Below are 26,295 nucleotides of genomic sequence, written 5' to 3'. Positions count from 1 at the left end.
GAGAATGCGAAAAAACTTGGACCTCTTCGATTTGAAGATATTGGAAGGCTTAGGCACCTACGGACCACGAAATATAACAGCAGTCGCGAAACAACTCGGCTTACCTGAAGCAACTCTGCGTAGAAGACTAAAACAGATGCTTCCCCAAATTTTTTTACGAGCCAACGTTTACCACACAAATATTGGCCTCAAAAAGGTAATTGTCTTTGCAGAAGCCTTTCAAGGCTATGAAAATCTTCTTTATCACTGCTTGGATGCTCATGATTATCTGATCTATATCTCTCGATGCTTTGGTGCATATGAAGGATGTGTTGCGATTTTTGCCGTTCCAACAGCGCATTGCGCTGATTTTGAGCAGTTTCTAGGAAAATTAGAAGACAAACGAGTTGCTACAAATATCCGATATCACTGGTCAACCTGCTTTCAAACCGTTAATCTAAAATGTGATTGGTACGACAACGATTCAAAAAGTTGGAAGTTTTACTGGAAAGGATGGATTAAAGAAGTCCTAACCGAAGGAACTGAATTGCCCTTCACATTAAAGGATCCCCCAGAGTACCCAATGAAGGCTGATAAAACCGACATTTTCATTTTAAAAGAACTTGAAGCAGACGCCACAATATCTCTCAAAGAGATGGCTACCAAATTAAAGACCAGTGTACCTTTAATCAAATACCACTTCGACAAGCATATCATTGGACGATGTTTACTTGAAGATTTCCAAGTCATCTATTACCCCTTTGACAAATCGATATCCAACGGTTTCTTCTTCATGTTCAGGTTTGACAACTTGGAAAAAATGTCAAAATTCGCGCGTTCATTGTTAGACAAGCCTTTTGCTCTTTCTATGGGCAAGGTTTTCGGAGAACCGTCACTATTCGCTTATATTTATCTGCCTTTAGCAGAACTCAGAAGGTTTTTAGATAGCTTAGGGGAATTAGTTAGGATGGGTTTCTTGCGTAGATATGAATATGTACTTCAAGACATGAAAATGACCCAACGGTACTCGATACCTCACAAATTTTTCAAAAATAAGTCTTGGCAACACGAGCAAGAAAAATACTTGAAGAAAGTTGATGATCTGATAGCAATGGAAACATTTCCTGTAGAAGAGAAAAAACGCGGAATTGCTCCCCATCTTCGAAAAAATGTTGCATTTCATCAAGCGTGCAGCTAACGAAGAGAAAAAAGTGAACTACATTGATTTCATTAGGTAGTTCAGTATAGTTAGCTTCTGCATTTCCGTGGTTCCTTCGTAAATCTCCATTATTTTCGCGCAGCGATGGAAACGTTCTAAGTGATAGTCTGCGAGATAACCGTACCCACCATAGACTTGCATAGCCTCGTCTGTAACTTCCATTGCAACTCTGCTGGCATAAGCCTTAGCCATAGACGTAGCCATAGGACTAACCTTTCCTTGGTCATAAAGCCAAGCAGCCTTGTAAGTCAGCAGTCTTGCTGCTTCGATCTTCGTCGCCATATCCGTTAGTTTAAAGGATATTGCTTGAAACTTAATTATTGGAGCACCGAACTGTTTCCGGTTCTTGGCATACTGGAAGGCTTTTTCGAAGGCACCATACGCCATGCCTACCGCTTGAGCAGCCACAGTGATTCTGGTGCTGTTGAAAAGCTCTAGCGCATAATAGAAGCCTTTGTTTAGTTCACCTACGAGACTGCTTTCGGGTACTTTGAGGTTACATAAGGCAAGGGACCCTGTAACGCACGGTTTGATCCCCATTTTACCGTGCAGTTTTGTTGTTTCCAGCCCTGGCATGCCCTTTTCTGCTAAAAAGAGGCTTTGTCCTCTGTGCGGTGGCGAAGCGTTGGGGTCTGTTTGGCATAATATGACAAAGAAATCTGCGATAGGGGCGTTGGTTATAAACTCCTTCCCCCCATTGATAATCCATTCATTTTCGCTTTTAACCGCTGTCGTGTCCATGCGAGTTATGTCGCTTCCATGCTCGGGTTCCGTAAACGCTGCAGCAGATATGGCGTTGCCCCTAGCTAGAGGTGGGATACATTTTTTCTTTTGTTCTTCTGTTCCATGTTTTAACAGAATGTCTGGAATCATAAGGTTTCCAAGGGAGACTGCGGCGCCTAGTCCTGGATCTACTCGACACATTTCTTCTACAACTAGGCTATCTTCAATTAGACCATAGCCCTGTCCGCCGTATTCCTCTGGAATTCTCATGCTTGTGAATCCGAGTTTGGCTGCTTTTTTGTAGAGTTCTAAGGGAAATTCTTCTTTTTTGTCAGATTCTAATGCCAGTTCAGGAGTAAACTCTTTTTCGCAGAATTCCTTTGCAGCTCTTTTAATTTCCTTCTGTTCATCGTTTAATTCGAATTGCATCTATATGATCCTCCGTTTTTGTATTAGACTTACCTTTTTTGGTCTTTTAGTTCATATACTTTACGTGCGACAATCTAGTAGGATTTCGGCAACCCTAACACATGCTCGCCGATATATGCTAAAGCCATCTGATGGGTTACCGGGGCTAGCCTAATCATGTTTACTTCTCTCCACCAACGCTCTATATCATATTCCACCGCATACCCATAACCACCAAGGGTTTGCATGGCGTGGTAGACAGCCTGGATACCTGCGTCAACTGCCGCAACCTTGGCCATGTTAGCTTCGGCGCCGCAGGGTTGTCCCTTGTCATAGAGCCAAGCAGCCTTGTAATTAAGCAGCCTCGCAGCTTCTATCTTTGCCTTTGTCTCTGCTAGTGGAAACTGGATAGCTTGATGAGAACCAATGGGAACATCAAAAACATTCCTTTGCTGGGCATAATCAACAGCATGCTTGATGGCCAAAAGTCCTATTCCTCCTGCTGCTGCCGAGAAGGACATTCTTTCAGGGTTTAGGGTATCTAGTATAAGGTACCAACCTTTATCCTTCTCCCCCAACAGGCTTTCCTTAGGAATTCTAAGGTCACTGATGTAAACGTCACAGGTTTGTGAATAATGGATTCCGTGTTTTTCTATGGGGAAAACTTCAATTGCTGGGTTGGGGAGGTCCACGAGGAAAAGGCTTAGACCTAAGGTTCTTTTTGGAGCTTCTTCTTTAGGAGTTGTCCTTGTTATAAGCAGCATACCTTTTGCTCTGTCTGCGCCGGAGATGAAAGTTTTACGTCCGTTAATGACGTATTCGTCTCCCTCTTGCACAGCCATCGTCTGCGTGTTCAAAGTATTTGTTCCCGCATCAGGTTCGGTCAGAGCCATACAGAATTCCATGCCCTTAGCGATTTTTGGCAAGTACTTCTTTTTCTGATCTTCGTTTCCATGTTTCACTATCGACAAGCCCCCGAAAAGAGTAGTTAAACATAGAAACCAAATTCCACCCAATCCACAACTTTCAGAGGTTAAAGTTTCCATGGCCAGAATCATGTCAAACATCCCCATCCCGCCTCCACCATACTTTTCAGGAATGACAATGCCCACAAAGCCAGCGTCAACTAAAGTCTTCCAGAAATTTTCAGGAAACATGTGGTTCTTGTCTTTTTCCCTCCAATAGTCTGGACCAAAATCTTGGGCTATTTCGGAGGCTGCTTGAACTATCATTTCTTGTTCAACGCTTAACTTAAAATCCAAAGTTTTTCACCAGTTCGAACTTTCTAACGGCAATAGTAACTAGCTCAGAATATATTTTTTGTGCGCTTAAATAATAGAAGAGGGGGAACGAAGTTACCTAACGTTTTTTTAGTGGACTCCACAACTTAATTGTTGACTATTTGCCTTTCCATGCAGGCTTTCGTTTTTCCATGAAAGCTGAGACGCCTTCTTGCAAGTCTTCGCTGGACGCCACCACTCCAAAGCCTTCACGTTCTAGAGCCAGCGCCGCCTTCAAATCTATGTCCGACCCCATGTCTATAAGAGATTTTGCCACCTTCAGCGCCACGGGAGCCTTGCCAGCTAATTCCTTAGCAAACTGCCTGACAGCCATCATAAATCCTTCCGCAGCTACAACCTTGTTAACTATACCCCATTGAAAAGCAGTATTGGCATCGATTATCTTTCCAGTAAAGACAAGTTCTTTGGCTTTGGCTTTGCCGACAAGTCTGGTGAGACGTTGCGTTCCACCCCAACCTGGAATAAGACCAATATTAATTTCCGTTTGTCCCATTCGTGCTTTTTCGCTGGCGATACGGAAATCGCAAGCCATAGAGACCTCCATACCTCCGCCTAAAGCATAACCATTAATTGCAGCGATTACAGGTTTTCCGACGTTCTCTATTGCATCGCAAATTTCATATCCCATCTTAGACAACTCTCTAGCTTCTAGGGCAGTCATGCCTTTCATCGCTTTGATATCTGCTCCTGCCGAAAACGCTTTTTCCCCAGCCCCGGTGATAACAACCACTTTTACATTTTCGTCTTTTTGCACATCATCCATGGCGCCTAAGAATTCTTCTGTAAGTTCTTTGCTCCAAGCGTTCAGAGCTTCTGGACGGTTCAGTGTTATTGTGGCTATTCCCTCACTCTTCTCGTATATTATATATTTGAAATCCATAGTCGTTCCCTCGCTACTTTTTCTCTGTCCAGTCGTAAAAACCCTTTCCAGTTTTGCGCCCCAACAAGTTTGCACGCACCATTTGCTTTAGGCCCGTAGTTGGATGGAATCTGGGGTCGATTCCTTGGGTTAGCACTTCAGCGATAGACAGTGTTGTGTCCGCTCCTATGTAGTCCAGCAACATTAAAGGTCCCATAGGCCAGTTTAACCCAAGTTTGATTGCTTTGTCAATGTCATCTCTATCTGCTACACCTTCCCAGTAAAGGGCCACTGCTTCGTTCAGGGCTGGGATTAGGATGCGGTTTACAATAAATCCTGGGCTGTCCTTTTTAACCAGCACCGTTTCTTTCCCCATTTTATGGGCTGTATCTAACACTGTCTGGATTGTATCGTCTGATGTTTTGATGCCTCTTATCACTTCTACCAGTCGCATCAGTTGTGGGGGGTTGAAGAAGTGCATACCACAGATTTTTTCGGGCCTTTTAGTGGTAGAGCCGAGTTGTGTAATGCTTATTGAGCTGGTGTTTGAAGCAATAATCGCGTGTGGTGACGCGTATGTGTCGGCTTCTTTTAAGACAGGTATTTTTATTTCTGGCTTTTCGGGAACTGCTTCAACAATCAAGTCGGCGTCTTTCACGGCTTCTTCCAAGCTAAGTGTTGGATGGATTCGGCGTAGAATTTCGTCCACTTGGTCGTGTGTAATCTTGCCTTTACTCTCAAATCTAGCTAGGCTCATACGTATCATCTCCATTCCATGATCAACGAAACGTTGTTCAATATCTCTGAGCCACACATCGAACCCGCTTTGCGCGGCAACTTGGCAAATTCCGTGACCCATCAGTCCAGCACCTAGCACTGCAATTTTCTTAACTTCCATTACATTTTCCTCCAACTAAACATGGAATAGTTGCATATAACATCTGAGTTATTAGCTTTTGGATAACTATCGCATGTAAATTTTCGTCGTACGATGATTATCTTATGGCAAATTAGAAGATTCCTTCTCCTCTTAGATCTTTCACTCTTTTTGCTTTTCCTTCGAATCTCGGCAGACTGTTGTAGGGAACCAAGACTACATTTGCCTTAACTCCAGTTACCGTTTTTATGGATTCCACAATCTTGTGATTAAGATTTTGAAGTTTTGAGAGGTTTCCGTCTACGCTTTCGAAGATTTCTTTTTCAGGTTCAACATGTACTGTCATGATATCCAATCGTTCTGGACGCTCAAGGACTATCTGATAATTTTGAGAGGCTTCTTCTACGAGAAGTAACGCGTGCTCTACGGTTGTTGGCCACATCTTCACGCCTCTGACTTTGAACATAGCATCTGCTCTACCCAAAATCCTTTGCATCTTTCCTACAGTCCTTCCGCATGAGCATTCTTCAGTTGTAAAGGATGTTATGTCTCCTGTTTTGAACCTGAGCACGGGTGTTGCCTCTCTAGTCAACGTTGTTAACACGAGTTCTCCAGTATTGCCTTCCTCAACTTTTTCCCCAGTCACTGGGTCAATTATCTCTGGTATGAAGTAATCTTCAAAAACGTGGAGACCGTTGTGTTCTGGGCATTCTACTGACACTCCCGGACCAATCACTTCTGAAAGCCCGTAAACGTCAAAGGCTTCAAGTCCCAAAAGCTCTTGAATTCTATGTCTAAGCTCTTCAGACCACGCTTCAGCTCCGAACAACCCGCTCTTCCACTTAAGCTCGCTTACGGGGTCTATCCCAAGCTTTTCGTTTGCATACTCGCCTAAGTAGGCTGCGTAACTCGGCGTACACGCAAGTACGGTTGTCCCATATTCTTTTGCAAGTCTGATCTGACGTTCGGTATTACCAGAAGCAATAGGTAAAACGGTAGCACCAACTTCCAGCGCTCCATAATGGAAGCCTAAGCCACCTGTAAATAAGCCATACCCGTAAGCATTCTGCACAACATCACCTTTCTTTGTCCCAGCAGAAGCGTATATTCTCGCCATTGTCTTTGACCAAAGTTCCAAATCATTTTTGGTATAAGCACATGTTGTTGGGTGTCCCGTTGTTCCAGAGCTTGCATGTAATTCTAGAACTCTGCTGCTGTCCACCGCTAACATTCCATAAGGATACGCCTTACGAAGGTCTTCTTTAGTTGTGAAGGGGATTTTTTTAAGGTCGTCCAAGTTTTTTATGTCGTCTGGGGTTATTCCAGCGTCTCTGAACTTCATTCTATAGGTTGGAACTTTCTTGTAGCAATATTGCACAATTTTTTTTAGACGTTCCTCTTGCAGTTCTACAAGTTTTTCTCGGGGCATTTTTTCGTATTCAGGCTGGAAGATCCAACTTTCAACTGAACTCTTCAATGTTATCACCACGAATTCATTAGCATAAGAGCTTGACACATAAAAATAATTTCGTCTTTCCTCATTTGGTTACTTGATTTTCCTTTGCTTTTGGAGGAAATAACTTTTCAAGTGTTTCCTCGGGAACGGATTTCGTGGCTAAGCTTACGAGAGTGTAGACTAGGGCTGCGCCGAACATCAGAAGCAACGCCCAATATCCCCAATGGTACAAGCCAACTAACTGTCCATACGCTTTAGGATGGAGAACCGTGAGGACTAGGCCATAAATGATGGTGGCGATGGCGCCCCACTTTGTTGCTCTCTTCCAGTACATCGAAACTCCGACAACGAAAAAGAAGATTCCAGCCTGAGCCACCGCAGAGCCAGACATGAACTCCGAAAGAATTGGAGGTGGCGAAGTAAAAGTCCACCACAACGGTATGGCGATGAACGGTATAAGCATCAGCTTTGTAAGCCACAAAAGCTTCTTGGGAGAAGCCTCAGGATACGCATTATGGATGAGGTCCCGTGTAATGTTGGTTGCCATAATCATAACCATACCCGCTAGAGTTGCAACCGACGCTGCAAAAACACTTGCAGCAAACAATGAAGCAAGTGGGATGCCGCCGGCGCTTATGCTTGCGTAGACTGCTGCTGAGTCACCATATATGGGTGGATTAGCAGCCATCAAGGAGTCGCCCCAGACGCTTCTGGCGGCAAGTCCTACAGCGCCAATCCATAGGGGAGTTGAGCCGCCTACAATGATTATCAGCAGCATCATCCAATACTCCCGTCTAGTGATTTTTCGAGTGCCTAAGAAACGGGCTATGTTGTGGGGAAAACCTGTTGCCATAAAGAGAAACATGAACATTGCAGCCACAACGCCAACGTAATCTACGCCTGGAAAAGCTAAGCCCTTAGGGGGTGGCAAGGGCAGAGTGTAATTTCCTAAGGGAATTTGTGTTTGATTGCCTCCAGGATAAGTGAATGTTTGATTTCCAATTGATTCTGCTATCTGCACCGGGCCGCCTGCCCAGATAAGGGCTGTTATGCCTAATGTCCAACCAATAACTGTTAATAGAACGCCTTGAAAGCCTGAAACCCATTGGGTACCTGTGTATCCACCGATAATTACGTATACAAGCACTAAGATTGCCGTTGCTAGTAGGCTCCAACGGAAATCTGTGTTGGTGGTTATCGTCCACACGGTTGCCATGGCTTTGTACTGCCCAACAGAGTAAACTATGAGAAGAATAACCATAGCCAACCCAGCCAACCCTTGCACCATTTTGCTTTCAAATCTTACCCTCAGCATTTCTGGCACCGTTCGGGCTCCAAGCGCCACATACCTGCGCATTCTGTAGCCAATTACCAAGCATAGCGCTGTTCCCATCACACACATTGTGCCGATAAGCCAGCTACCTGACCAGCCATAAGCATAACCCAAACCAGCATTCCCAAAAATCGCCCAACCGCTCAAATAGCTTGCAACCAACGCGAAACCAGTTACGAGAGGACCGATGTCTCCGCGACCCACCAACCATTCCTCGAAATTTTTAGTTTTTTTCCTCATGAAAAAGCCTAAGAGAATACTTATAGTTAGGAATGCTGCTATAGCAGTTATTACGCCAATGGCCATTTCTGACCCCGTTTCAGGTATTGGTGGCGCCATTCAATCTTCCTCCCAGTAGTAGCGGGTTTTTATGAAAACTGCTAGAACGGCAAAGACTATTGCAAGCAAAGCATGCCCCCAAAAAGCGTACCAACCACCTAAGAAATAGGCGATTACTGGAATTAGAATAAAGCATAACGCCATAATTAGTAAAAGCCCATAGATTTTTCTCATGCAGATCCCTTCACTTTTAAAAGAATCATACTCTAATTATTTAATTCTTTAAAAGAGTAATCCTTCTCACAATAGTTTTCTGACTAATTGATTTGAACATATTGGCAGGAAGAAGAGAAAGATGAATTGCGAATTCTGAAATCCTAAATCGACAAGTTTTCATACGGCATAAATCAACTATTCCGGTGCCCACTTTGCCGAGAACGAGCTTTCAAGTTAGACGCTTTTGGGTAATGGAAATTCGTGCTTGCACTTTGGACACTTTGCACTGCTACATTGAACAACAGACGGGCATCCTGAACATGCAAAAGCTCTTCCATAACTAATGTCAAAGGTGAAACCGCATTTTGGACAACGAACTAACTGTTTGCCTTTGGACAACCGTTTTTTCTCCTTTACGAAGCGCACATGAAAAAGCTTTATGCTGTTTTAAAAGTTTTCGCGTTGACACATCTATTCTCCAGAAAAACAAAACCGAATGCTGGAAATATTTAAGAGCGAAGTTAAGCAATCCTAAACTATCAGCAAATGGCGTGATGACAGGAAAAGTCAGGTAAGGGACAATGTCAAAAGCTTCCAAAGTAGAGAGGATGAATCTCTATAAAGATCATTTGGTTCAAGTGTTTCTAAGCAAGTTTCTAAGCGGAGAAATCGCAAAATTAGGCCCTGTTTTTGATCCAAATCGCGGTTACAAGTATCCTCTTATTGAAGCAATTTTAGGAGACTCTGCGAAAGTTGAAGACTTTTTGGCCAAATTAAGCAAATTTGGAATTCTAAAGAGAGAACTGTATGATAAAATCCTGTTTTGCCCCTATTGCAGCTCGCCAAAAATCTCAATACATTATAATTGTCCCCATTGCAAATCGTTCAACATTAGAAAGAGCGCCTTGATAGAACATCTGCAATGTGGATATATTGACACAGAAGAGCCCTTCAAAAGGGGAGACAAGCTTGTTTGCCCAAGATGCAGCAAAGAACTGGTTAAGCCAGATGTTGATTACAGAAAAGCTGGAATGTGGTGCACATGCAATGACTGCAAAAAGAGCTTTGACATTGCCGTTCCATCTCATTTCTGCCGAGACTGCCACAAAAATTTCACTTTTGAAGACGCTGTCTACGAAAACGTTTACTCATACAAATTAAGCGACGAATCAAAAAAAGAGGCTTCACTTGGATGGATTCTAGTCGCACCTATAAGAGAATTCTTGGAAAGTCATGGTTTCAAGGTGGAAACGCCTGGATTTTTGAGAGGAAAGTCCGGTGCAAGTCACATGTTCGACATTACAGCCTTCAAGCCAGATGTTGCGAAAAACATGACAGTCATAGACCTTGCTACCTCTACTGAGGATGTTATCTCTGAGCAACCAGTAATCGCCATGTTTGCCAAAATCTATGACGTTACCCCTGACAATGCATACCTAATTGCAATTCCCAAAGCCACTGAGAATGGGAAGAAAATGGCAAAGCTCTACAATATTACTCTAATTGAAGCGAAAGGCCCAAAAGAAGCAATAAAAGCTTTAGAAAGCAAATGCAATAAACTAAAAAATAATTCTTAGCTTGGTGAGTAAACAGCGATATTTCCCCGTTCAGTCGTGACTTTTACGAAATAGGAATCATCTGGCAATGAAATGTCTGTGCGGATGTAATTTATTGATTCTCCTGCATTGATATAAACTTCTGTCACATATCTTGTGTGAATTGTGGAGTTAACAATCCATATTGAGATTATGTGACAGGTCAAAGCTCCTTCGCTCTTGAAGGAAAAACACGTTCCTTCAATAAGCACTCTAACAGCTAGAAAGTCTATATCGACAGCAGTTTGATTAATGTCAGCGCCTACGTCGTGGAATCTAATGTTTATTGCTCCATCTGCTCGTACATAACTAAGCCATTCGTCAGTAAGATTTACGGTGTAATTGTCCCATGCTGTCGTAGGTAGATGTCCTGCAGTAGAGTTGAATCCATTGTCGCTGTATTTTCCAGAGGTCCAGTTATATGCCTTTAGATACCACCTTTCGCCAGCATCACTTGCTCTATACTTTAACTGAACTTCTACACCTTTCACCTCTGTTAAGGAGTACGTATAGATATCCATCGTGAAAATTCCATTTATGTCAGCAATTGCACCATGGTTGACAACTATCCAAACGTTTGTTAGCCTGATGAATCTGTCTTCGAAACTTCTGGCAAAGGCTCCTGCTTGCAAAGAATTAACTTCATCCCAAGTCCATGGTACCCCCGAAAGAGGGTTTGTATCGTACTGTGTGTTCAAATTCTGGTAAGATGTCGTCAGAGCTATGGTTTCAGACGTATAATCTGTGTCATGCGTTCTGACTAGTGTTCTGATGTAAGATGCAGGTCCTAGGACATTGTTGTGTTTTGCTCTTATGTACACTCTGACCCAATTGATGTTTCCAGAGCCTGCGATGTCCTCCAAGCTGTACACTTCTCTTCGCCAACTTTGAGTCGTTGTTTGGACATAGGAATTGTCGTCGTCAGGAGGGTCTTCGTTGCAGCAGTTCCAATGTGCCGTTTCTGTAGGAACTTCTATGCCCAATTCTGCATATTGTCCAGCAGCATTTAGGTGGATTGTTGTCTGGTTTTCTTCTTGAAAAGTTTCGTATGAATTGTCAACAGCAGTTGTATCTTGGTAAGTGCCATTGATGTGGTTGCCAATGCTTACTGTATATTCGCTTTGCGTTGTGAACCATACTGAGCTGTTTATTTTCGCAACATCTGTGATTTTGAGCTTCTCTTGCATTTTTTCCCAGTCAAGCTGGTTCATCTGATAACTCCACAAGATAACATTAGAGGCCACTATCACTAGAATGACAAGGCTTAGCACTATAACTATGACGTTGCTAATGCCACGCTTATTGCGTCTAAACTTATGAAGGTGCCTTATAATAGTCGACAATTTTCGTTCCTCTACTAGTCACTACGTTTATATGATGCACGGTACCAGCATCCCAACTGAAAGTAACATTTAGCCATCCATGATCACCAATTTCCAGCGTGAGCGGTGTAAAGGATTGGCTTGTGAAGTCCACATACACTGATGACACTTCAATCGCCACTTTTCCTATATTACGGAGATAAATCGAAATTCCATCAGGTGTAAACCATACATCCTCTGCGACAACGCGTTCTCCCATAATTTGATGCATGTTGTCGGTTATCACATAGGTAGCTGAAGCCGCCAAAGACATGACTGCCACCGCCACAACAGTAAGTAGAACATTACTTAGAACCGGCGTAACTCCACACTTATTCCTTAAAAATCGCCTCATCATAATCACCAAGTAAATAGTTTCAAAGCAGCGTATCCAGTTACCATGAGAATTACACTGTGTTTCAACCCGGCGCTTAAGGTTCCTTCACCCATTTTTCCAGCAACTAATCCGCCGAAAAACGCTTGCACAAGGCTCATGTGGAAGAAAATGCGCCACGCTTCTTCAGAAGTTAATGCGGAAAAACCGATGATTGGTGAACCGTCCATTTCTACGAAGAACGTTTTGAAAAGCAAAACTATAGTGAAAATGAAGACAAAAAATGCAACATAAATTATTGCGATGTAAGGTCTTGTTTGAGCCTTTCGCTCCTTCTCCATGTTAAGAGTGGATTGAATAAAGCCTTCCATCGGAGCAAAGACCTTCTCCACACGCCCTCCAGATCGGCCAGCCTCAATAATCAAAGGTACAGTCCTCTGCACTAGAGCAGTGTCAACACGCTTACCAAACTCTTGAAATGCCTCTTCAAAAGATAAACCCCAAGACATCTGATTCACCACTTTCCTCAACTCCGCAGTTAGGGGACCATAATTTCGTTTTGAGGCTTCTTCCAAGGCTTGAGGTAAAGGCATACCTGTCTGTTGAGCCTGAACAATGCTTCTAAACAAGTCGGGCAAGTGTTCGTCTATTGATTTTTGCCAGCGGTATTCTAAATAACCTAGCACTGCAGTAGGAAATACAGCAACTACTGCAGCAAAAAAAAGATACTCGTCAAAAAGCGGTTTTCCCGCTAATGTTATGACTGCTGTCGCTACTATAACGAGACCTAAACCGATAGAGACTAACCAAGCGATTTTCTTTTCCCGTTTTTCAACTTTTAGCACTTTCACCACCGTGGCGTAAGAGCATCCAAGATTATTATGAAGATGACTGAGCCAACAGGTAGGACAATGTATGTTAAAAGCATCAACAGCAAGGTTGGATTCATTATTCCGAACCCGGCGCCTCCAAGCATAGCCATAACCGATAGCATCACAACGAAAATAAGCGGTCCTGCTACTAGTAATGTTACATAGAATTCTGAAAGCACTCCAAGAGTATCTGAAAACTTTCGCAAGGTAATATTTTTAAGCTTCATGTTTTGTCGCGATCTGTCCAACAAATAAGACATTAAATTGCCGCCAGAGTATATTGTTGCTATGAAGCCTTCAAGTAATTCTCTAAATCTCTCAGAAGGTGTGCGTTTTGACGCATTCTCTAAAGCAGTGATTATGTCTGCACCAAAAAGTTCCACATCTCGAACGATGATTCTTGACTCATCAACGACAGCCAATCTCTGAGGAATATTTGAGAGAGAGCGAAACATTTTGGCAGGCGGTATGCCTGCACCTGCTAGAATTGCCAAATAACCCGTTGCAAAAGACATGCTATCATCTAAGTTTCGTTTAATGTTGTCTGCTCTGTAAACAGGATAAATGTAAAAGCAAATGATGGTTATAGCGCCCGCAAGCAAACCACCACCTACGCCAAAAAGAAGGGATGGAAAGAGCTCTATCTGTAGGATAAGATGCAATGTTGAAGGAACAAAAAACATTGTGAAAACAGTAACTACTAGGCTAGTTAGAAGAGTAAGGCTGACGTAGGGCTTAAAACTTATCCTCATGCCAGATCTATGCAGACCAATAACCATGTCTCTGAATAAAGGTAAAAAACGATTTGTTCTTTCTCCCAAAAGATGGTAAGCGAAAAGTTCAGGCTTCCACTTTGTTTGCTCTATATTCTCCGTTGATTGACCAAAGTGACTTAGGGGCGCAGAAATTTTTAAGCGAATTTTGTTCATAATGCGTTGGCGTATCTGGTTTACTGACTTCTTAAGACGAGTAAAGCTCATTAGCTGCCCATCCTTGCCTTTCTATACATTCGATCAGGATTTGCGTAGTATTCTCGGATAACGTTGGCGACTTCGGTGTATTTTCGTATGTTTTTTCGAACCATCCACTCCAGAACAGCTTTTCTTCTTTCCAGTTCTTCACGAATCTCTTCCACACTAATTCCTGTTTTTTCCATGTTTCTTTCCAAAATATGACTTCGCCCTGTGTATTTGAAGGAGTCACTCCTAATGTCCCACTTGAACACGTCATTCGTAAGCAGTTCTTTTGTTCCAGGATCAAGAGCAACAACCTCGGTCACAGCTGAGGTTCGCCTTGCAGGTTTATCATCGATTTCTGTCCTTACCTGGATTGTCACAACGTCAATCATAGCCAGTAGAGACCTCGGTATGTTCATGGGCTCAGATTCTAGCCTGTGCACAACTGAGTCCACCGACTCAGCGTGGATTGTGCTCATACCCAGATGACCTGTCGCCATAGCTTGGAACAATGTATATGCTTCTGCACCTCTCACTTCACCTACGATTATGAAGTCGGGACGCTGACGTACTGCCGCTTTTAGAAGATCAAATAATGTTATGGCACCTGGGCCTTCCTCTTCACATCCAAAACTCGCTCGTACAATAGAGGGTATCCAGTTTTCATGAGGTAAGTTAAGTTCAGCAGTGTCTTCTACACTTACAATTTTTAACTCTGGCCTAATAAACATGGATAGGCAGTTAAGTATAGTTGTTTTGCCGGAAGCCACTCCTCCCGCTACCAGAACAGATGCTCTATTTTCTATCGCGTACCAAAAATAGGCAGCCATTCCAGATGATAACGTGTTGAAGCCTATTAGATCCGAAATCGTGAGGGGGTCGACACGGAAGCGTCGTATTGTAAATGTTGAGCCACGTCTGGTGATTTCGTTTCCATATGTTAGTTGAATGCGACTTCCGTCTGGAAGAGACGCGTCTAGCATGGGAGATGCCATAGAGATGTTTTTGCCGGAAAGGTACGCTAATCTCACAATGAAAGAGTTTAACTCGCTTTCATCTTCGAAAATTATGTTGGTGGGTAGAGATTCGTATTCGCGATGCCAAACATAGATCGGAATATTGACGCCGTCTGCAGAAATATCTTCAACCATACGGTCTTTCATTAAAGGGTCAATTTTTCCATAATAAACAAAGTCGCGTACAATGTAGTACATTAGTTTGTCTATGGCCTCTTCAGCAATTTTTAGGCGATAATTCTTGATGACTTCTCGGATTTTTTGTTTCAGATATTCTGAAGCTTTTTCTCTTGTGTCGATTTCTTTTAAGTTTACATCGATTTCTTCCATCAAAATGCTTTTTATTTCCTTAAGCATTTCAGCTTCTTCTTCAAGCAGTGTTGGTTCGATTACTTTGTAGCGGACTTTATGGGTTTTGGGATCTTTTACTATGGCGGCGTATGCATATGGCTCTTGAACGGAGTAGACCTGTCTGAATACCGAAAGCTGTTTTTTTCTGATTTTTTGTTGTGTTTTTTCCACTGTTTTTCACCTTTGTTTTTCAGCATGTGTTCTGCTTGAAGGGGGGTTCTTGGTTTTGTTCGAATACAGGTCATATAGTGTAGCAAGTCTTAATAAAGTGTATGAATTCATGATAACCCGTTCCTCAAACACACACCAACTCCACAAAACTTTACAAGAACCAAAACACAGTGAACAAGCATGATGAAACACTTAACAAGAAAAACAGGAGTTCACAAAAAGGGAACCATAAAACTCACAAACATCATTCAAACCGCAAAAGCAAACAAAAACTTCCACAAAGCAGGCGCCATCGCACTATTCATCGGCGTTGTCAGAGGCGAAACCAAAAACAAAGAAAAAGTCAAAACGCTTGAACTAGAAGCATACAGAGAAAAAGCCAACGAAATGCTAGAAAACATCTGCAACGACCTAAACAAAAAAGAAGGAATAATCGACGTTCAAATCCATCACCTACTCGGCAATTTTAAAGTCAGCGAAGAACTCGTCTATGTCCTAGTCGCAGGAGCACATAGAAGTAAAGTATTTCCCGTCTTGCAGGAAGCGGTGGAACGATTCAAAAGAGAGGCTCCCATCTTCAAAAAAGAATACGTAATCAACAAAGAAGGAAGAACAAAATCCTACTGGGTCAGCGAACGAGAACACGAAATGAACAGTCACTGAGGATAAGACTAATGGTTTACAAAGTCTGAGGCATCGACAACTCACTCCACATGCTGAAAGAAGCAAGAAATAAACTGAAAAAAAGAGACTAAGGCGGCGCAAGAACGAGTCAGACTCTTTGAAGCAGACATGAAAAACTTCAACTCAAACAGAAAATTTCCCCTAGCACATATTCCCTCATCAACCATCCAATACTGCGCCAAACAAGAAGAGCAAATTGCGTGCTTAAAAGCAATAAACAGACACCTGTCAAGAAATGGGCTTTTAGCCTTCAACCTAATCTTGCCATCAGCAACCTATAGCAATAATCTAAGATTCATCCGCAAAGCAAAATATAACGATACAATAGTAATGCGTTTCATCTCCTATCAGCCAAACTGGCAAGAACAACTCCTCAAAGTCTCGCTGCTTTTCGAAGTTTACAAGAACGGTGAAATTATCAAACGCATCTACGACGCTTCTATCATAGCAATGATAAGCAAACGAGAGCTGTTGCTTCTACTCGAAGAAACAGGGTTTAAAGTAAAAAACTTCTATGGAGATTACAGTAAATCAAAGAAAATATTAAACCATGCTGTCATAGAGGCAAGAAAGATTTAGTTTAGTAAATCATTGCGCTTTTGCTAATCTGATCCACAAAGCGATTTCTTCCAAAGTGGGTTTTTCGTCTTCTTTGATTTTTCCATCTTTCACGTAAAGCTCAGCAGTTTTCGCGACTCTAGCACCAAGGCTAAAAGTGTCCTGAAGCGCAAGTTCTTGCTTAGAATTTACTCCACTTTTCAAAAGAAGCACAGCATCTTCATGCTGGACCCTGGGGACCATTAACAATTGAATTATACTTTGCAAATTTTTTGCTTCACCCTCAGTCATAGTTTTTGTCAACGCTATTTCGACAGGACTCTTCAACAGTAAGTCCTCAATTTTCTCTATGCCATTCAATTTCAACTGTCGAACTGTCCCTCGTTTCAATACTTTTCCTTCTAGCACACTTATTCCGTCAGTGCTCTTAAGGCAAGGCTCAGGAATAGAATTAAATTTAGTCATAATCTCTTGAATGTTTTTCAACTCTTCTTCTACAGCCTCTATAGCCTGTAGTTTCTTCTTCAACTTTGGCAACTCTTTTTGGCTAGTTTGGATTTTGCTTATTTTGTGTTCCATTCCCAGCAGTTTCTTTTGAGTTGTTTTGAGGATTTTTTCATGAGTTTCCATGCTTTTTTTCAGTTTGTTATTCAATTCTCCAAACTTCTTATGCAAGACTTTCATACTCTCTTTTAACTGAAATTCTCTGAGTCCCAGCTTTGTTAGTGCCTCATCAGTTGAATTTTTAATTTCCTCACATTTCACATCAAGTTGTTCCTCAAAATCTTTACTTAGCTGATATAATGGTAAGTCCAACGATTCGCCGCGAAAAACTACGTAGCAAACTGCTCCGATGAAAAAGAAAGTGGTTGTTAGGGTTGCGATGAAGTAGGTAGTGACTTCTAATGAGAATGAAAGAACTGTAATTACGCTGACGTCTTCAATCTGCCACAAGATCCACCCATGTAGGGTGCCTAAGATTGCTAAGAAAGTGAATATAATAAGTATCCAAACTGTGAAGGCTTTTTTGGAAGTCAATGCTATCCCTTAAATAAGCTAGCATATTTGACAATTTAACGTTATGAAGCAACAATAATTATTACTGTTACGTGTGCGCGCTGTGATCGACATCTACGAAACATAGATGTCGCTTAAAAGAAATTGAGCAAAAATTGGATTAGATAAATCATAGTTATAAAGGCAATGAGCAACAAAATTGTAAGGCTTAAGTTCTTTACCCATTCACCTTTACTCCACATTATGCCAAAAGGAATCCCTAGGAGGAAACCTGTGACATGAGCCATGTATCCTACATTCCCACCTAAGTTCATGCTAACCGCGAAAACATTAAAAATAAAATATAAAATCGCTACCAAGCCTAAGGGCATAAAAAAGAAAAGCCATGACGATTTTAACGGTTTGATAAGCATTGCTGCAGCAGACAAGGTGAAGATGGCTCCAGAAGCTCCAATCATTGAAACATTGAAGCCATAGTAAAATGAGCTAATTATAAGAGAGCCAACTCCTCCTACAAGAAAAGCTGTCATTGTCAGCTTTGCACCTGCGTCTTCTTCAACTACTCTCCCGAAAACATAGAGAAAAATCATATTGCCTATCAGATGTATTGGATCAAAATGTATAAAAAGAGATGTGACAAGAGTCCATAACGCACCTTGTGCCAATCTGCTTCCACTGTAAACTAGATACTCTTTTGCAAAGTTTGAATATACATCATACCAATAGAAGAGACTAACCAACGTGCAGATGATTATCAGGAAATTTGTCTTTTTCAAACTTTCATCAAACCTAGAGAATTGGTGACAATTTGCCCTTATATTAGGTTTCTATTCTAGAGGACGGGCCGTCGCCGTTCAACATCTTCTGGAGGAATTGGATATCTCTTCAGTTTCTTGTTGATTGGTCTGTGCTTCCTGCGCCTTTATTGTTACTTAAGGTTGCTTGATTTCTTCTCCAAGAAATTCTTCTCTCAATGCCTCTGTAATTTCTTCTTTCAGAGCTTCTGGTTTCTCTTTTTGTGGTTTAACATATTCGCTGAGTTTTCTCTGTTCTTTTTCTTCTCTAAGCTGGACTGCCTCCTCTATTTTCTTGGCTTGAAGAGTATTTTCAGAAACTACTGTGGATTTTCGACTTCTCTTAAAAATGTACAACGTAACAATTATTGAGAGGAATATATTCACCCAAGACAGACCGAAAATTATTCCAGATAAAACCCAGTAAGGCATCGCCCATCTGTAGCTGAATTGCAAACCGTAATTGTAAAGGTCGCCATGAACTATGTAGTTCACTTGGTTTAGGCTGAGCATGGTGAAAAGAGAGGCTGCTGCCATTAAGATTAGAACTGTACTTATTGCTGACGGGTTGACGTTAGTTTCCATATGGTGACCTTGATAGTTTAAGGCAGTGAAAAGGCCATTAAGTGTTGTGACTTTGAAATTAGATTCAGAAATTAATAGTGGGAATAAGCTGGGCAATGATTGCATAGGTCCTTTGAAATCGAATAAACTACAACAGATCTACCATTTGTCTTTTTTGACAATATTAATTCAAAATAAAGATAGGTAGGTAGTAAATCAATTATGTCAGGACGAATTATCAATTTTTCCTCGGTGTTCCAATTGGACGCAGAAAACTCCCGTACACAACTTCAGGCACCTATCGAAGGATATGCTGCCTTAGAAAGAGTTTCCCCGGTTGAGGAAACGAAGAGCCACCGGTTTTCTGCTCTTGTAGACGGAATTTGTATGGGAGTTGGTATGATTTTTATTCTTCTCGGAGTGCTTATGCCGATAACGAGTGTTGGAATGTTACTCCAAGGATTGATGTCAATCATCGGTGGGCTCGTTGTCTTAGCTGTAGGAATTGTTGTCGAAGTACACCATTGGGCTAAGCTCCACTGACTGCATTATGTCTGCAAACAATTTTTGAATTTAGAACTTTAAAAACACAAGTGAAAAAAAAATAGTGTATACTTTATCCTTAAAGACCTATGAGCGAACTTGAATAGGATCATTTTTTGGAGAATAGTTAGGTGACCAAAGTATTATTTGTCTGCGTCGAGAATGCGGGCAGAAGTCAAATGGCTGAAGCCTTCGCAAACTTGCACGGTGAAGGAAAAGTCAAAGCATTTAGCGCTGGAACTATGCCCTCGAATAACATCTATTCCTCAATCGTCAAAACAATGCAGGAAAAAGGAATCGACATCTCTAAGAACAAGCCTAAACTTCTAACCACTGAAATGCTTCAAAATGCTGACATAGTTGTTGTCATGGGTTGTGAGGCAAGGGGATTTTGCCCTGCATGTCTACTTGAGAAAGTTGTTGATTGGGGATCGGAAGACCCAAAGGGCAGACCTATAGAGGAAGTTAGGCGAATCAGAGACGAAATAGAAAGAAAGGTTGTTGAATTGGTTTTAGACCTCAACATTCAAAAGAAGTTTGCAGATGAGGAGAGTGTGTCTTAAATGCAAGTTGGACATCCAAAACTAATATCTGCAAGTGTTCCCTCGCTTTCAACAGGTCGCAGAACTTGTTTTTCTCGGCTACGGTGGCGATAAACGGTCACACCTTTGCATCCCGATTTGTATGCGAGCCAATAAGCTTCGTCAATGTGGTCGGGTGTAGCTCTGTTGGGAAAGTTTATGGTTTTTGAAACCGCGTTATCAGTGTACTTCTGGAAAGTTGCTTGCATTTGCACATGCCACTCTGCGCTCATGTCATGAGCCACCACAAAGAGTCTCCTTATACGTTCTGGGGTCTCTTCCACATCTTGTATGGACATTTTTTTCGCGATTTTTTTTATCAGTTCCTCGTCGTAGAATCCCTCTTTCAAAGCTATACTTTCGAACAGTGGATTCACCTCAATAAGACTTCTTCCTAAGCTTTCGGCAACTTCGCGAACGTAGACAATTGCAAAGAGCGGCTCAATTCCCTGCGAGCAACCTGCAATTATGCTTATGGTACCAGTGGGAGCAATAGTTGTAACTGTGGCGTTTCTCATAGTTTTGAACTGTTTTTCCCAAATGCTTTCGTGGAAGTTTGGAAAGTTTCCCTTCTCTTCACCTAACTCTACACTCATCTTTTTTGCTTCAGTGCCTATGAATTTCATGAGTTTTTCTCCAGTTTGAAGGCCTTCTTTAGTGTCGTATCTTATACCCGTTTTAATCAACATGTCGGCAAATCCCATTACTCCTAGGCCGATTTTCCTGTTTCCCTTAGTTACCTTTTCTATTTCAGGCAACAAGTAAACATTAGCGTCGATTACATCATCTAAAAATCTTACAGCCGATCGTATAGTTTGCCTTAGTCGATTCCAGTTTATTTTGCCATCATCACACACGAACTTGCTTACGTCAATGCTTCCCAAAGTGCAGGATTCATAAGGTAAAAGTGGTTGTTCACCACAGGGGTTGGTGGATTCGATTTGCCCTAAGCGAGGTGTTGGATTGTGTCTGTTTATCGTGTCTAAGAAAATTATACCAGGCTCGCCGTTTTTCCACGCCATCATTATCATGAGGTTCCATATTGCTCTCGCCTTTAGCGTTTCAACTGTTTCACCATTTCGAGGGTTTATTAAATTAAAATCGCTGTCTTCTTCAACTGCCTTCATGAATTTGTCAGTAACAGCCACAGAAATGTTGAAGTTTCTCAGCACTCCTTCCTTTTCTTTCGCAACGATAAAGTCCATGATTTCAGGATGGTTGACGAGAAGTATGCCCATATTAGCACCTCTACGTCGACCACCTTGTTTCATCACCTCGGTCGCAGTGTCGTATATTTTGGCAAACGATATTGCTCCTGAGGCTATGCCTCCCGTGGTTCTGACAACATCTCCCCTTGGTCTAAGTCGCGAGAATGAGAAGCCAGTTCCCCCTCCAGTTTTGTGAATTAGAGCAGCCGCTTTCAGCGTATCGAATATGCTTTCTATGGAGTCGTCTATGGGCAAGACGAAACAGGCGCTGAGTTGCCTGAACATTGTACCTGCATTCATGAGCGTGGGAGAGTTGGGGATGAATTCGAGGTTTGTCATCATATGGTAAAATTCGTTTTCATAATCGGCTACTTCGTCCTCACTTTTGCCGTATTGTTTTTCAACTTCAGCTAAGCTATTAGCGATTCGTCTAAACATTTGATTTGTAGATTCGACGACTTTGCCTTTCTCGTCTTTTTTAAGATAACGTCGCTCTAGCACAAGAATCGCATTTAGGGGAAGTTTAAGCTCGTCGACGACACCCAGTAGAGCCTTCGTTCTCCTTATCTTAGCTCGTTTCTGTCGATAAAGAATGTATGCCTTCGCCATGCTGGCTTGCCCGTTCTCTATAAGTGTTTTTTCCACAAGATCTTGAACTTGCTCCACGGTGGGCATCTGATTTGGTTCGAGTTGCTTCTCTAACTGCCTTACAACTTGCTCAGCAAGATTCACAGTAAGTGGCTTATCTTTCACTCCAACAGCCTTCGCAGTTTTCCAAATTGCTTCAGCGATCTTGTTGGAGTTGAATTCAACTATTCTACCATCTCTTTTCTTGATTTTTTCAATCGTAGCCATATAAGACGTCCCAGTTATGAATGTAGATTTTCTCTTTTAACTATTAGGTTTCAAGTATGTAATGTGACTTTTTCAGAAAAGGCTTTAAAATGCAACTGGTTCTCTTTCCTATCCTACTGCTAAATGCATACAGATGGTGATTGTGTGAGTCGGAAAGTGTTAGTGGCATTAGGTGGAAACGCAATTTTGAAACATAAGGAGAGGGGAACTGCTGAAGAGCAGTTTGGGAATGTGAAAAGAGTTTGTAAACATCTTGTTGGGCTAATTAAGGACGGATATAAACTTGCAATAACTCACGGAAATGGTCCTCAAGTTGGCGATATTCTCCTTAAAAATGAGCAGTTGAGGGATGTTTTGCCCCCTATGCCATTGGACGTTTGTGGAGCCCAGAGTCAAGGCATGATAGGATATATGTTGCAACAGTCAATGCGGAATGAAATGGACAGATCGGGCATAAATATTCCGGTTGTATCTCTTGTAACCCAAACATTAGTTGATGAGAACGATGTTGCTTTTAGAAAGCCTACGAAACCTATAGGGACTTTTTACACTGCCAGAGAGGCTGAAATGTTGAGAAAAGAGAAAGGGTGGACGATGGTTGAAGATAGTGGGCGGGGGTACAGGCGGGTGGTGCCGTCGCCTAAACCTAAGGAGATATTGGAGAAAGATGCGATTAGAACGTTGTTTGAGAGCGGTGCAATAGTTATTGCTGTTGGCGGCGGAGGGATTCCTGTGGCGGTTAGAGATGATGGTAGTTTAGAGGGTGTGGTGGCGGTAATTGACAAGGATTTGAGCGCGCGAATTTTTGCTAGTGATGTAGGAGCGGAGGTTCTTCTAATGTTAACTGATGTTGAGAAAGTTTTCCTTAATTACGGAAAATCGAGTCAGAGTGATCTTGACGAAGTGAGTATTATTGAAGCTAAGAGGTTCCTGCGAGAGGGACATTTTGCAGCTGGGAGTATGGCGCCTAAAGTTGAGGCAGCTATAGAATTTGTGGAGGCGGGGGGTGAAAAAGCTGTTATATCTTCTTTGGAAATGGGGCGGAAAGCCTTGGAGGGAAAAGCAGGCACAACAGTACACAGCTGATGCTTGTAAAAGTTTTGTTCAGATTCTCTCGCATGCGTTGATTCATTGTTGACAGTGTTCCTTAGAGAAGCATTGTTTAGAGAAGGCGTGCCCATCGAATTCTAGTCAGTTAGAGATGACGCGTATAAAGATAGAAAAGTAATAACGTTAATGGTTTTAGTTGTAGAAAGCGTTGAGACGCAGAAGAATAGATCCAAAAGGGAATATTTTAAGAACTCTGAAAAGCTTGTCCTGCAATTCTATGGCTGAAAGGGGCTAAAATAGTCATAGTCATGGAAAACTACTTTTTGACCTCTCATTTTCTCAAGGCCAAGGGTTTACTTAGTTCGAAATCCAATGCTTACTCTAACAAGTTTTAAATAGAAAAAGCCTGAACACAATGGATAGGTGATATCTTGAAAAAACTAGTTACAATTTCATTGGCTTTGGCGATGTTTTCTATGGTTTTGGTGCCCTCCGTTAGAGCGCAAGACATCGAAGGATGGGTGAGTGTTAACAAAAATACGTATGAACCAGGTGAACATGGAACAATTTACATTACTATTAGAAACACTGGGGACGGTCCCATAGAAGTTAAGAATGTAACCATTGAATTCAAAGACTGGATGATATACACAGAAGATGGCTGGGACCCACTGGGCAACAAGACAATTGTTTACGATCCGGTGATCCATGTAAGCAGCGAAACGGCGGTTGCACTTGATGAGATTACCTTCACAGTCCCAAATGACGCTAGAGGGCACAGTACTTCCGTTGACCTTTCGATATACACAACCAAAGGTAAGCTGCCTGCGATTGCTATCAAAGGATGGAATAATCAGATCCAAGTTATGGACGCTTATAGCCTGCGTTATCTTAGAGCTATGGACAACATAGTGACGCTTCTAACAGTAGTCTCGATACTGGCGATTATCAGTGCCATCATTATAGCAGCAGCCATCTTTCTTTCGGGACGTAGACCGAGAGTTACGTGGCAGAAAGAGGAATAGCTCTCGTCCTCAAAACCTTTTTTTTCTTTTTATTCCGCTTTATTTAAGTATCTGCATATTCAGAATGTCTCTGGTATTATGTACTTTGGAGGTGCATTTCACTCGGTAAAGTTGTGGTCACCTGTGCGTGGCCTTACATTAATTATATGCCTCATTTGGGCACTTTAATAGGGTCAGTTCTCTCAGCTGATGTTGTTGCTCGATACTACAGACTGCGTGGGGAAGACGTAGTTTTTGTGACAGGTTCCGATGAGCATGGAACGCCTGTGGAAGTAGAAGCCATTAGATTAGGTATTCCACCAAGGCAGCTTACGGATAGAAACCACGCAAGGGTAGTTGACTTGTGGAAGAAGTGGGGAATTTCCTTTGACAATTATACTCGAACAGAAAGCCCTGTGCATAAGTCATTTGTTAAGAATGTTTTTTCGAAGATATACAAAAATGGCTACATCTTTTCTGAAGAAACCGAATTACCCTATTGCTCAAACTGTGACCGCTTCTTGCCAGACAGGTTTGTAGAAGGAATATGTCCAGATTGTGGTGCTGAAGGGGCTCGAGGTGACCAGTGTAGCTCTTGTGGACATCTACTTGAACCAGCAGAACTTGTTGATCCTTACTGTACAATCTGTAAATCTACACCCATTATAAAAAAAGTCGAGCACTGGTACTTTGACTTGCCAAAATTCACTGGTCAGCTTCGCCAATTCATAAAGAGTAACAGCAGATTGCCCTCTAACGCTAGAAAATTTAGCCTGAATATAATCAACGAAGGACTTAAGCCCCGAGCGTTAACCCGAGACAATAAATGGGGAATCCCTGCACCATTTCCCGGAGCAGAAAACAAAACAATATATGTTTGGTTTGAGGCTGTTCTTGGCTATGTCTCAGCCACGATCGAATACTTCAAAAACCGTGGAGAGGGAGAAAAATGGAAGGAGTTTTGGTTCGATAAAGATGTCAAAACTTTGTATTTTATTGGTAAAGACAACATTCCCTTTCACACCATTATCCTTCCAGCTTTGCTTCTTGCTATAGAAGAAGAGTACAACCTGCCGTGGAATGTTTCTTCAACTGAATTTTTGCAATTCAAAGGTGAAAGGTTCTCTAAAAGCCATAGGGTGGGTATCTGGATAGATGAAGCCCTAGAATTGTTCTCAGCAGACTATTGGCGCTACTTCCTCGTATCCACGCGCCCAGAAACAAAGGACACGAATTTTTCATGGGATATTTTCATAGAAAAGATAAATGCTGATCTTAACGACACTTTAGGTAACTTCATACACAGGACTTTGACATTCATTAATCAACATTTTGAGAGCTCGGTGCCCAAAACACACAACCTTGACGCCTGCGACAAACGCGTTCTCAGAGCTGTGGAAAAAAGAGTAGCGGAGGCGGCGGAAAACCTGGAAAGCTGCAAGCTGCAGTCGGCTTTGCAGAAAATTATTGACATCAGCCGTATAGGAAACAAGTATTTCAACGAAAAGGAACCGTGGAACCTCCTCAAGGCCAATAGGCAAAAAGCCGCAAATACGCTCTACGTCGCTGTCCAAATTGTCAAAACTCTGGCGATAACCCTTGAGCCATTCATTCCGTTCACTTCTGAAAGGATTTCAACTCTTCTCAATTTGTCATTCGAGACATGTTTGCAAAAGTGGGATGAAGCAACAAAGCTTTTACCCTCAAGTCATAAAGTAAAGAAGTCAAAACCGTTATTTAGCAAGATAGAGGTAAGCGGAGAGGAGTTGCAGAGCAAGTTGGAAAAGACGAAAACTAATCCGTCCACCGTAACATTTGAAGAGTTCTCTAAGCTCGACTTACGAATAGGCAAGATTGTTAAGGCAGAAAACGTTCCTCAATCAAGGAATCTTGTGAAATTAACCATTGACATAGGTGCTGGAGAACTGAAACAGGCCGTAGCAGGCATCGCTCAGCATTATAAGCCAACACAGCTGGAAGGCAAAAGCATTGCTGTTTTAGCTAATCTTAAACCTAAACGTGTTTTTGGCTTAGATTCTGAAGTAATGATTCTAGCAGCAGAGGATGGTAAAAGCATTTCAATCATTCAACCCGACAAGTCAGTCGAGGCTGGAAGCAAAATAAAGTGAAC

At 42.0% G+C, this 26,295-nt stretch carries 25 protein-coding genes; 9 read left to right on the top strand and 16 right to left on the bottom strand.

Features of this window, described 5'->3' with window-relative positions:
• Positions 1–4: 4 nt before the first annotated feature.
• Positions 5–1,177, top strand: coding sequence for a hypothetical protein (locus tag KAU88_08510; GenBank protein MCK4478550.1), 1,173 nt, complete (start codon positions 5–7; stop codon positions 1,175–1,177).
• 18 nt (positions 1,178–1,195) lie between these two features.
• Here the strand turns inward: KAU88_08510 and KAU88_08505 are convergent, their stop codons facing one another.
• The 7 genes from KAU88_08505 to KAU88_08475 all read right to left on the bottom strand — a co-directional run bounded on the left by KAU88_08505 (position 1,196) and on the right by KAU88_08475 (position 8,668).
• The gene (locus KAU88_08505) at positions 1,196–2,350 is read right to left on the bottom strand and encodes an acyl-CoA dehydrogenase family protein (GenBank protein MCK4478549.1); all 1,155 of its coding nucleotides are present in this window, start codon (positions 2,348–2,350) and stop codon (positions 1,196–1,198) included.
• A 74-nt stretch (positions 2,351–2,424) separates the two neighbouring features.
• On the bottom strand, positions 2,425–3,591 hold the full coding sequence (locus tag KAU88_08500) for an acyl-CoA/acyl-ACP dehydrogenase (GenBank protein MCK4478548.1): 1,167 nt from the start codon (positions 3,589–3,591) through the stop codon (positions 2,425–2,427).
• 136 nt (positions 3,592–3,727) lie between these two features.
• Positions 3,728–4,510 carry an enoyl-CoA hydratase/isomerase family protein gene (locus KAU88_08495; GenBank protein ID MCK4478547.1) on the bottom strand — a complete coding sequence of 261 codons (783 nt, stop codon included), beginning with the start codon at positions 4,508–4,510 and terminating at the stop codon, positions 3,728–3,730.
• Positions 4,511–4,523: 13 nt separating this feature from the next.
• Positions 4,524–5,387, bottom strand: coding sequence for a 3-hydroxyacyl-CoA dehydrogenase family protein (locus KAU88_08490; protein ID MCK4478546.1), 864 nt, complete (start codon positions 5,385–5,387; stop codon positions 4,524–4,526).
• Between the two features lie 112 nt (positions 5,388–5,499).
• Positions 5,500–6,795 carry a phenylacetate--CoA ligase gene (locus KAU88_08485; protein MCK4478545.1) on the bottom strand — a complete coding sequence of 432 codons (1,296 nt, stop codon included), beginning with the start codon at positions 6,793–6,795 and terminating at the stop codon, positions 5,500–5,502.
• A 109-nt stretch (positions 6,796–6,904) separates the two neighbouring features.
• Complete coding sequence (locus KAU88_08480) at positions 6,905–8,494, bottom strand: sodium:solute symporter (protein MCK4478544.1); 1,590 nt, start codon at positions 8,492–8,494, stop codon at positions 6,905–6,907.
• On the bottom strand, positions 8,495–8,668 hold the full coding sequence (locus tag KAU88_08475; protein MCK4478543.1) for a hypothetical protein: 174 nt from the start codon (positions 8,666–8,668) through the stop codon (positions 8,495–8,497).
• 563 nt (positions 8,669–9,231) lie between these two features.
• Between KAU88_08475 and KAU88_08470 the strand changes: the two genes are divergently transcribed.
• Entirely contained in the window at positions 9,232–10,227 is a 996-nt protein-coding gene (locus KAU88_08470) for a hypothetical protein (GenBank protein ID MCK4478542.1), read from the top strand.
• On the opposite strand, the gene KAU88_08465 is transcribed toward KAU88_08470, so the two are convergent.
• The 5 genes from KAU88_08465 to KAU88_08445 all read right to left on the bottom strand — a co-directional run bounded on the left by KAU88_08465 (position 10,224) and on the right by KAU88_08445 (position 15,306).
• Positions 10,224–11,456 (bottom strand): hypothetical protein, encoded by a 1,233-nt coding sequence (locus KAU88_08465; GenBank protein ID MCK4478541.1) that lies wholly within the window; start codon positions 11,454–11,456, stop codon positions 10,224–10,226. The two genes, KAU88_08470 and KAU88_08465, sit on opposite strands and share 4 nt — an antisense overlap.
• 103 nt (positions 11,457–11,559) lie before the next feature.
• Positions 11,560–11,964, bottom strand: coding sequence for a hypothetical protein (locus tag KAU88_08460; protein ID MCK4478540.1), 405 nt, complete (start codon positions 11,962–11,964; stop codon positions 11,560–11,562).
• Between the two features lie 2 nt (positions 11,965–11,966).
• Complete coding sequence (locus tag KAU88_08455; GenBank protein ID MCK4478539.1) at positions 11,967–12,785, bottom strand: type II secretion system F family protein; 819 nt, start codon at positions 12,783–12,785, stop codon at positions 11,967–11,969.
• Positions 12,786–12,787: 2 nt separating this feature from the next.
• Positions 12,788–13,792, bottom strand: a complete 1,005-nt coding sequence (locus KAU88_08450; protein ID MCK4478538.1) for a type II secretion system F family protein — start codon at positions 13,790–13,792, stop codon at positions 12,788–12,790.
• Positions 13,792–15,306, bottom strand: coding sequence for a type II/IV secretion system ATPase subunit (locus KAU88_08445; GenBank protein ID MCK4478537.1), 1,515 nt, complete (start codon positions 15,304–15,306; stop codon positions 13,792–13,794). The genes KAU88_08450 and KAU88_08445 overlap by 1 nt, the downstream gene beginning before the upstream one ends.
• Before the next feature lie 180 nt (positions 15,307–15,486).
• Here KAU88_08445 and KAU88_08440 point away from each other — a divergent pair, with 180 nt between their 5' ends.
• Both KAU88_08440 and KAU88_08435 read left to right on the top strand, forming a co-directional pair.
• Positions 15,487–15,969, top strand: a complete 483-nt coding sequence (locus KAU88_08440) for a molybdenum cofactor biosynthesis protein MoaE (GenBank protein MCK4478536.1) — start codon at positions 15,487–15,489, stop codon at positions 15,967–15,969.
• 129 nt (positions 15,970–16,098) lie between these two features.
• The gene (locus KAU88_08435) at positions 16,099–16,569 is read left to right on the top strand and encodes a hypothetical protein (GenBank protein MCK4478535.1); all 471 of its coding nucleotides are present in this window, start codon (positions 16,099–16,101) and stop codon (positions 16,567–16,569) included.
• Between the two features lie 9 nt (positions 16,570–16,578).
• Here KAU88_08435 and KAU88_08430 read toward each other — a convergent pair whose 3' ends face one another.
• The 3 genes from KAU88_08430 to KAU88_08420 form a co-directional block, all read right to left on the bottom strand.
• Positions 16,579–17,586, bottom strand: a complete 1,008-nt coding sequence (locus KAU88_08430) for a DUF4332 domain-containing protein (GenBank protein ID MCK4478534.1) — start codon at positions 17,584–17,586, stop codon at positions 16,579–16,581.
• A gap of 113 nt (positions 17,587–17,699) precedes the next feature.
• A complete protein-coding gene (locus KAU88_08425) occupies positions 17,700–18,341 on the bottom strand; it encodes a rhomboid family intramembrane serine protease (protein ID MCK4478533.1) in 642 nt (213 codons plus the stop codon).
• Positions 18,342–18,497: 156 nt separating this feature from the next.
• Positions 18,498–18,944: a hypothetical protein gene (locus tag KAU88_08420; protein ID MCK4478532.1), complete on the bottom strand. Its 447-nt coding sequence runs from the start codon at positions 18,942–18,944 to the stop codon at positions 18,498–18,500.
• 201 nt (positions 18,945–19,145) lie between these two features.
• Between KAU88_08420 and KAU88_08415 the strand changes: the two genes are divergently transcribed.
• On the top strand, positions 19,146–19,466 hold the full coding sequence (locus KAU88_08415) for a hypothetical protein (protein MCK4478531.1): 321 nt from the start codon (positions 19,146–19,148) through the stop codon (positions 19,464–19,466).
• A 131-nt stretch (positions 19,467–19,597) separates the two neighbouring features.
• Positions 19,598–20,029, top strand: a complete 432-nt coding sequence (locus tag KAU88_08410) for an arsenate reductase ArsC (protein ID MCK4478530.1) — start codon at positions 19,598–19,600, stop codon at positions 20,027–20,029.
• Here the strand turns inward: KAU88_08410 and KAU88_08405 are convergent.
• Positions 20,026–22,110: an adenosylcobalamin-dependent ribonucleoside-diphosphate reductase gene (locus tag KAU88_08405; protein ID MCK4478529.1), complete on the bottom strand. Its 2,085-nt coding sequence runs from the start codon at positions 22,108–22,110 to the stop codon at positions 20,026–20,028. The two genes, KAU88_08410 and KAU88_08405, sit on opposite strands and share 4 nt — an antisense overlap.
• Before the next feature lie 144 nt (positions 22,111–22,254).
• Here KAU88_08405 and arcC point away from each other — a divergent pair, with 144 nt between their 5' ends.
• The 3 genes from arcC to KAU88_08390 all read left to right on the top strand — a co-directional run bounded on the left by arcC (position 22,255) and on the right by KAU88_08390 (position 26,293).
• Entirely contained in the window at positions 22,255–23,196 is a 942-nt protein-coding gene (gene arcC, locus KAU88_08400) for a carbamate kinase (protein MCK4478528.1), read from the top strand.
• A gap of 395 nt (positions 23,197–23,591) precedes the next feature.
• On the top strand, positions 23,592–24,185 hold the full coding sequence (locus KAU88_08395; GenBank protein MCK4478527.1) for a hypothetical protein: 594 nt from the start codon (positions 23,592–23,594) through the stop codon (positions 24,183–24,185).
• A 113-nt stretch (positions 24,186–24,298) separates the two neighbouring features.
• Complete coding sequence (locus KAU88_08390) at positions 24,299–26,293, top strand: methionine--tRNA ligase (protein ID MCK4478526.1); 1,995 nt, start codon at positions 24,299–24,301, stop codon at positions 26,291–26,293.
• Positions 26,294–26,295: the final 2 nt, after the last annotated feature.

It is taken from the genome of Candidatus Bathyarchaeota archaeon (assembly GCA_023131225.1).
Lineage (GTDB): Archaea > Thermoproteota > Bathyarchaeia > Bathyarchaeales > SOJC01 > JAGLZW01.
Note: the sequence above shows the minus strand (reverse complement) of the source record. Positions and strands in the feature narration are given on the sequence as shown.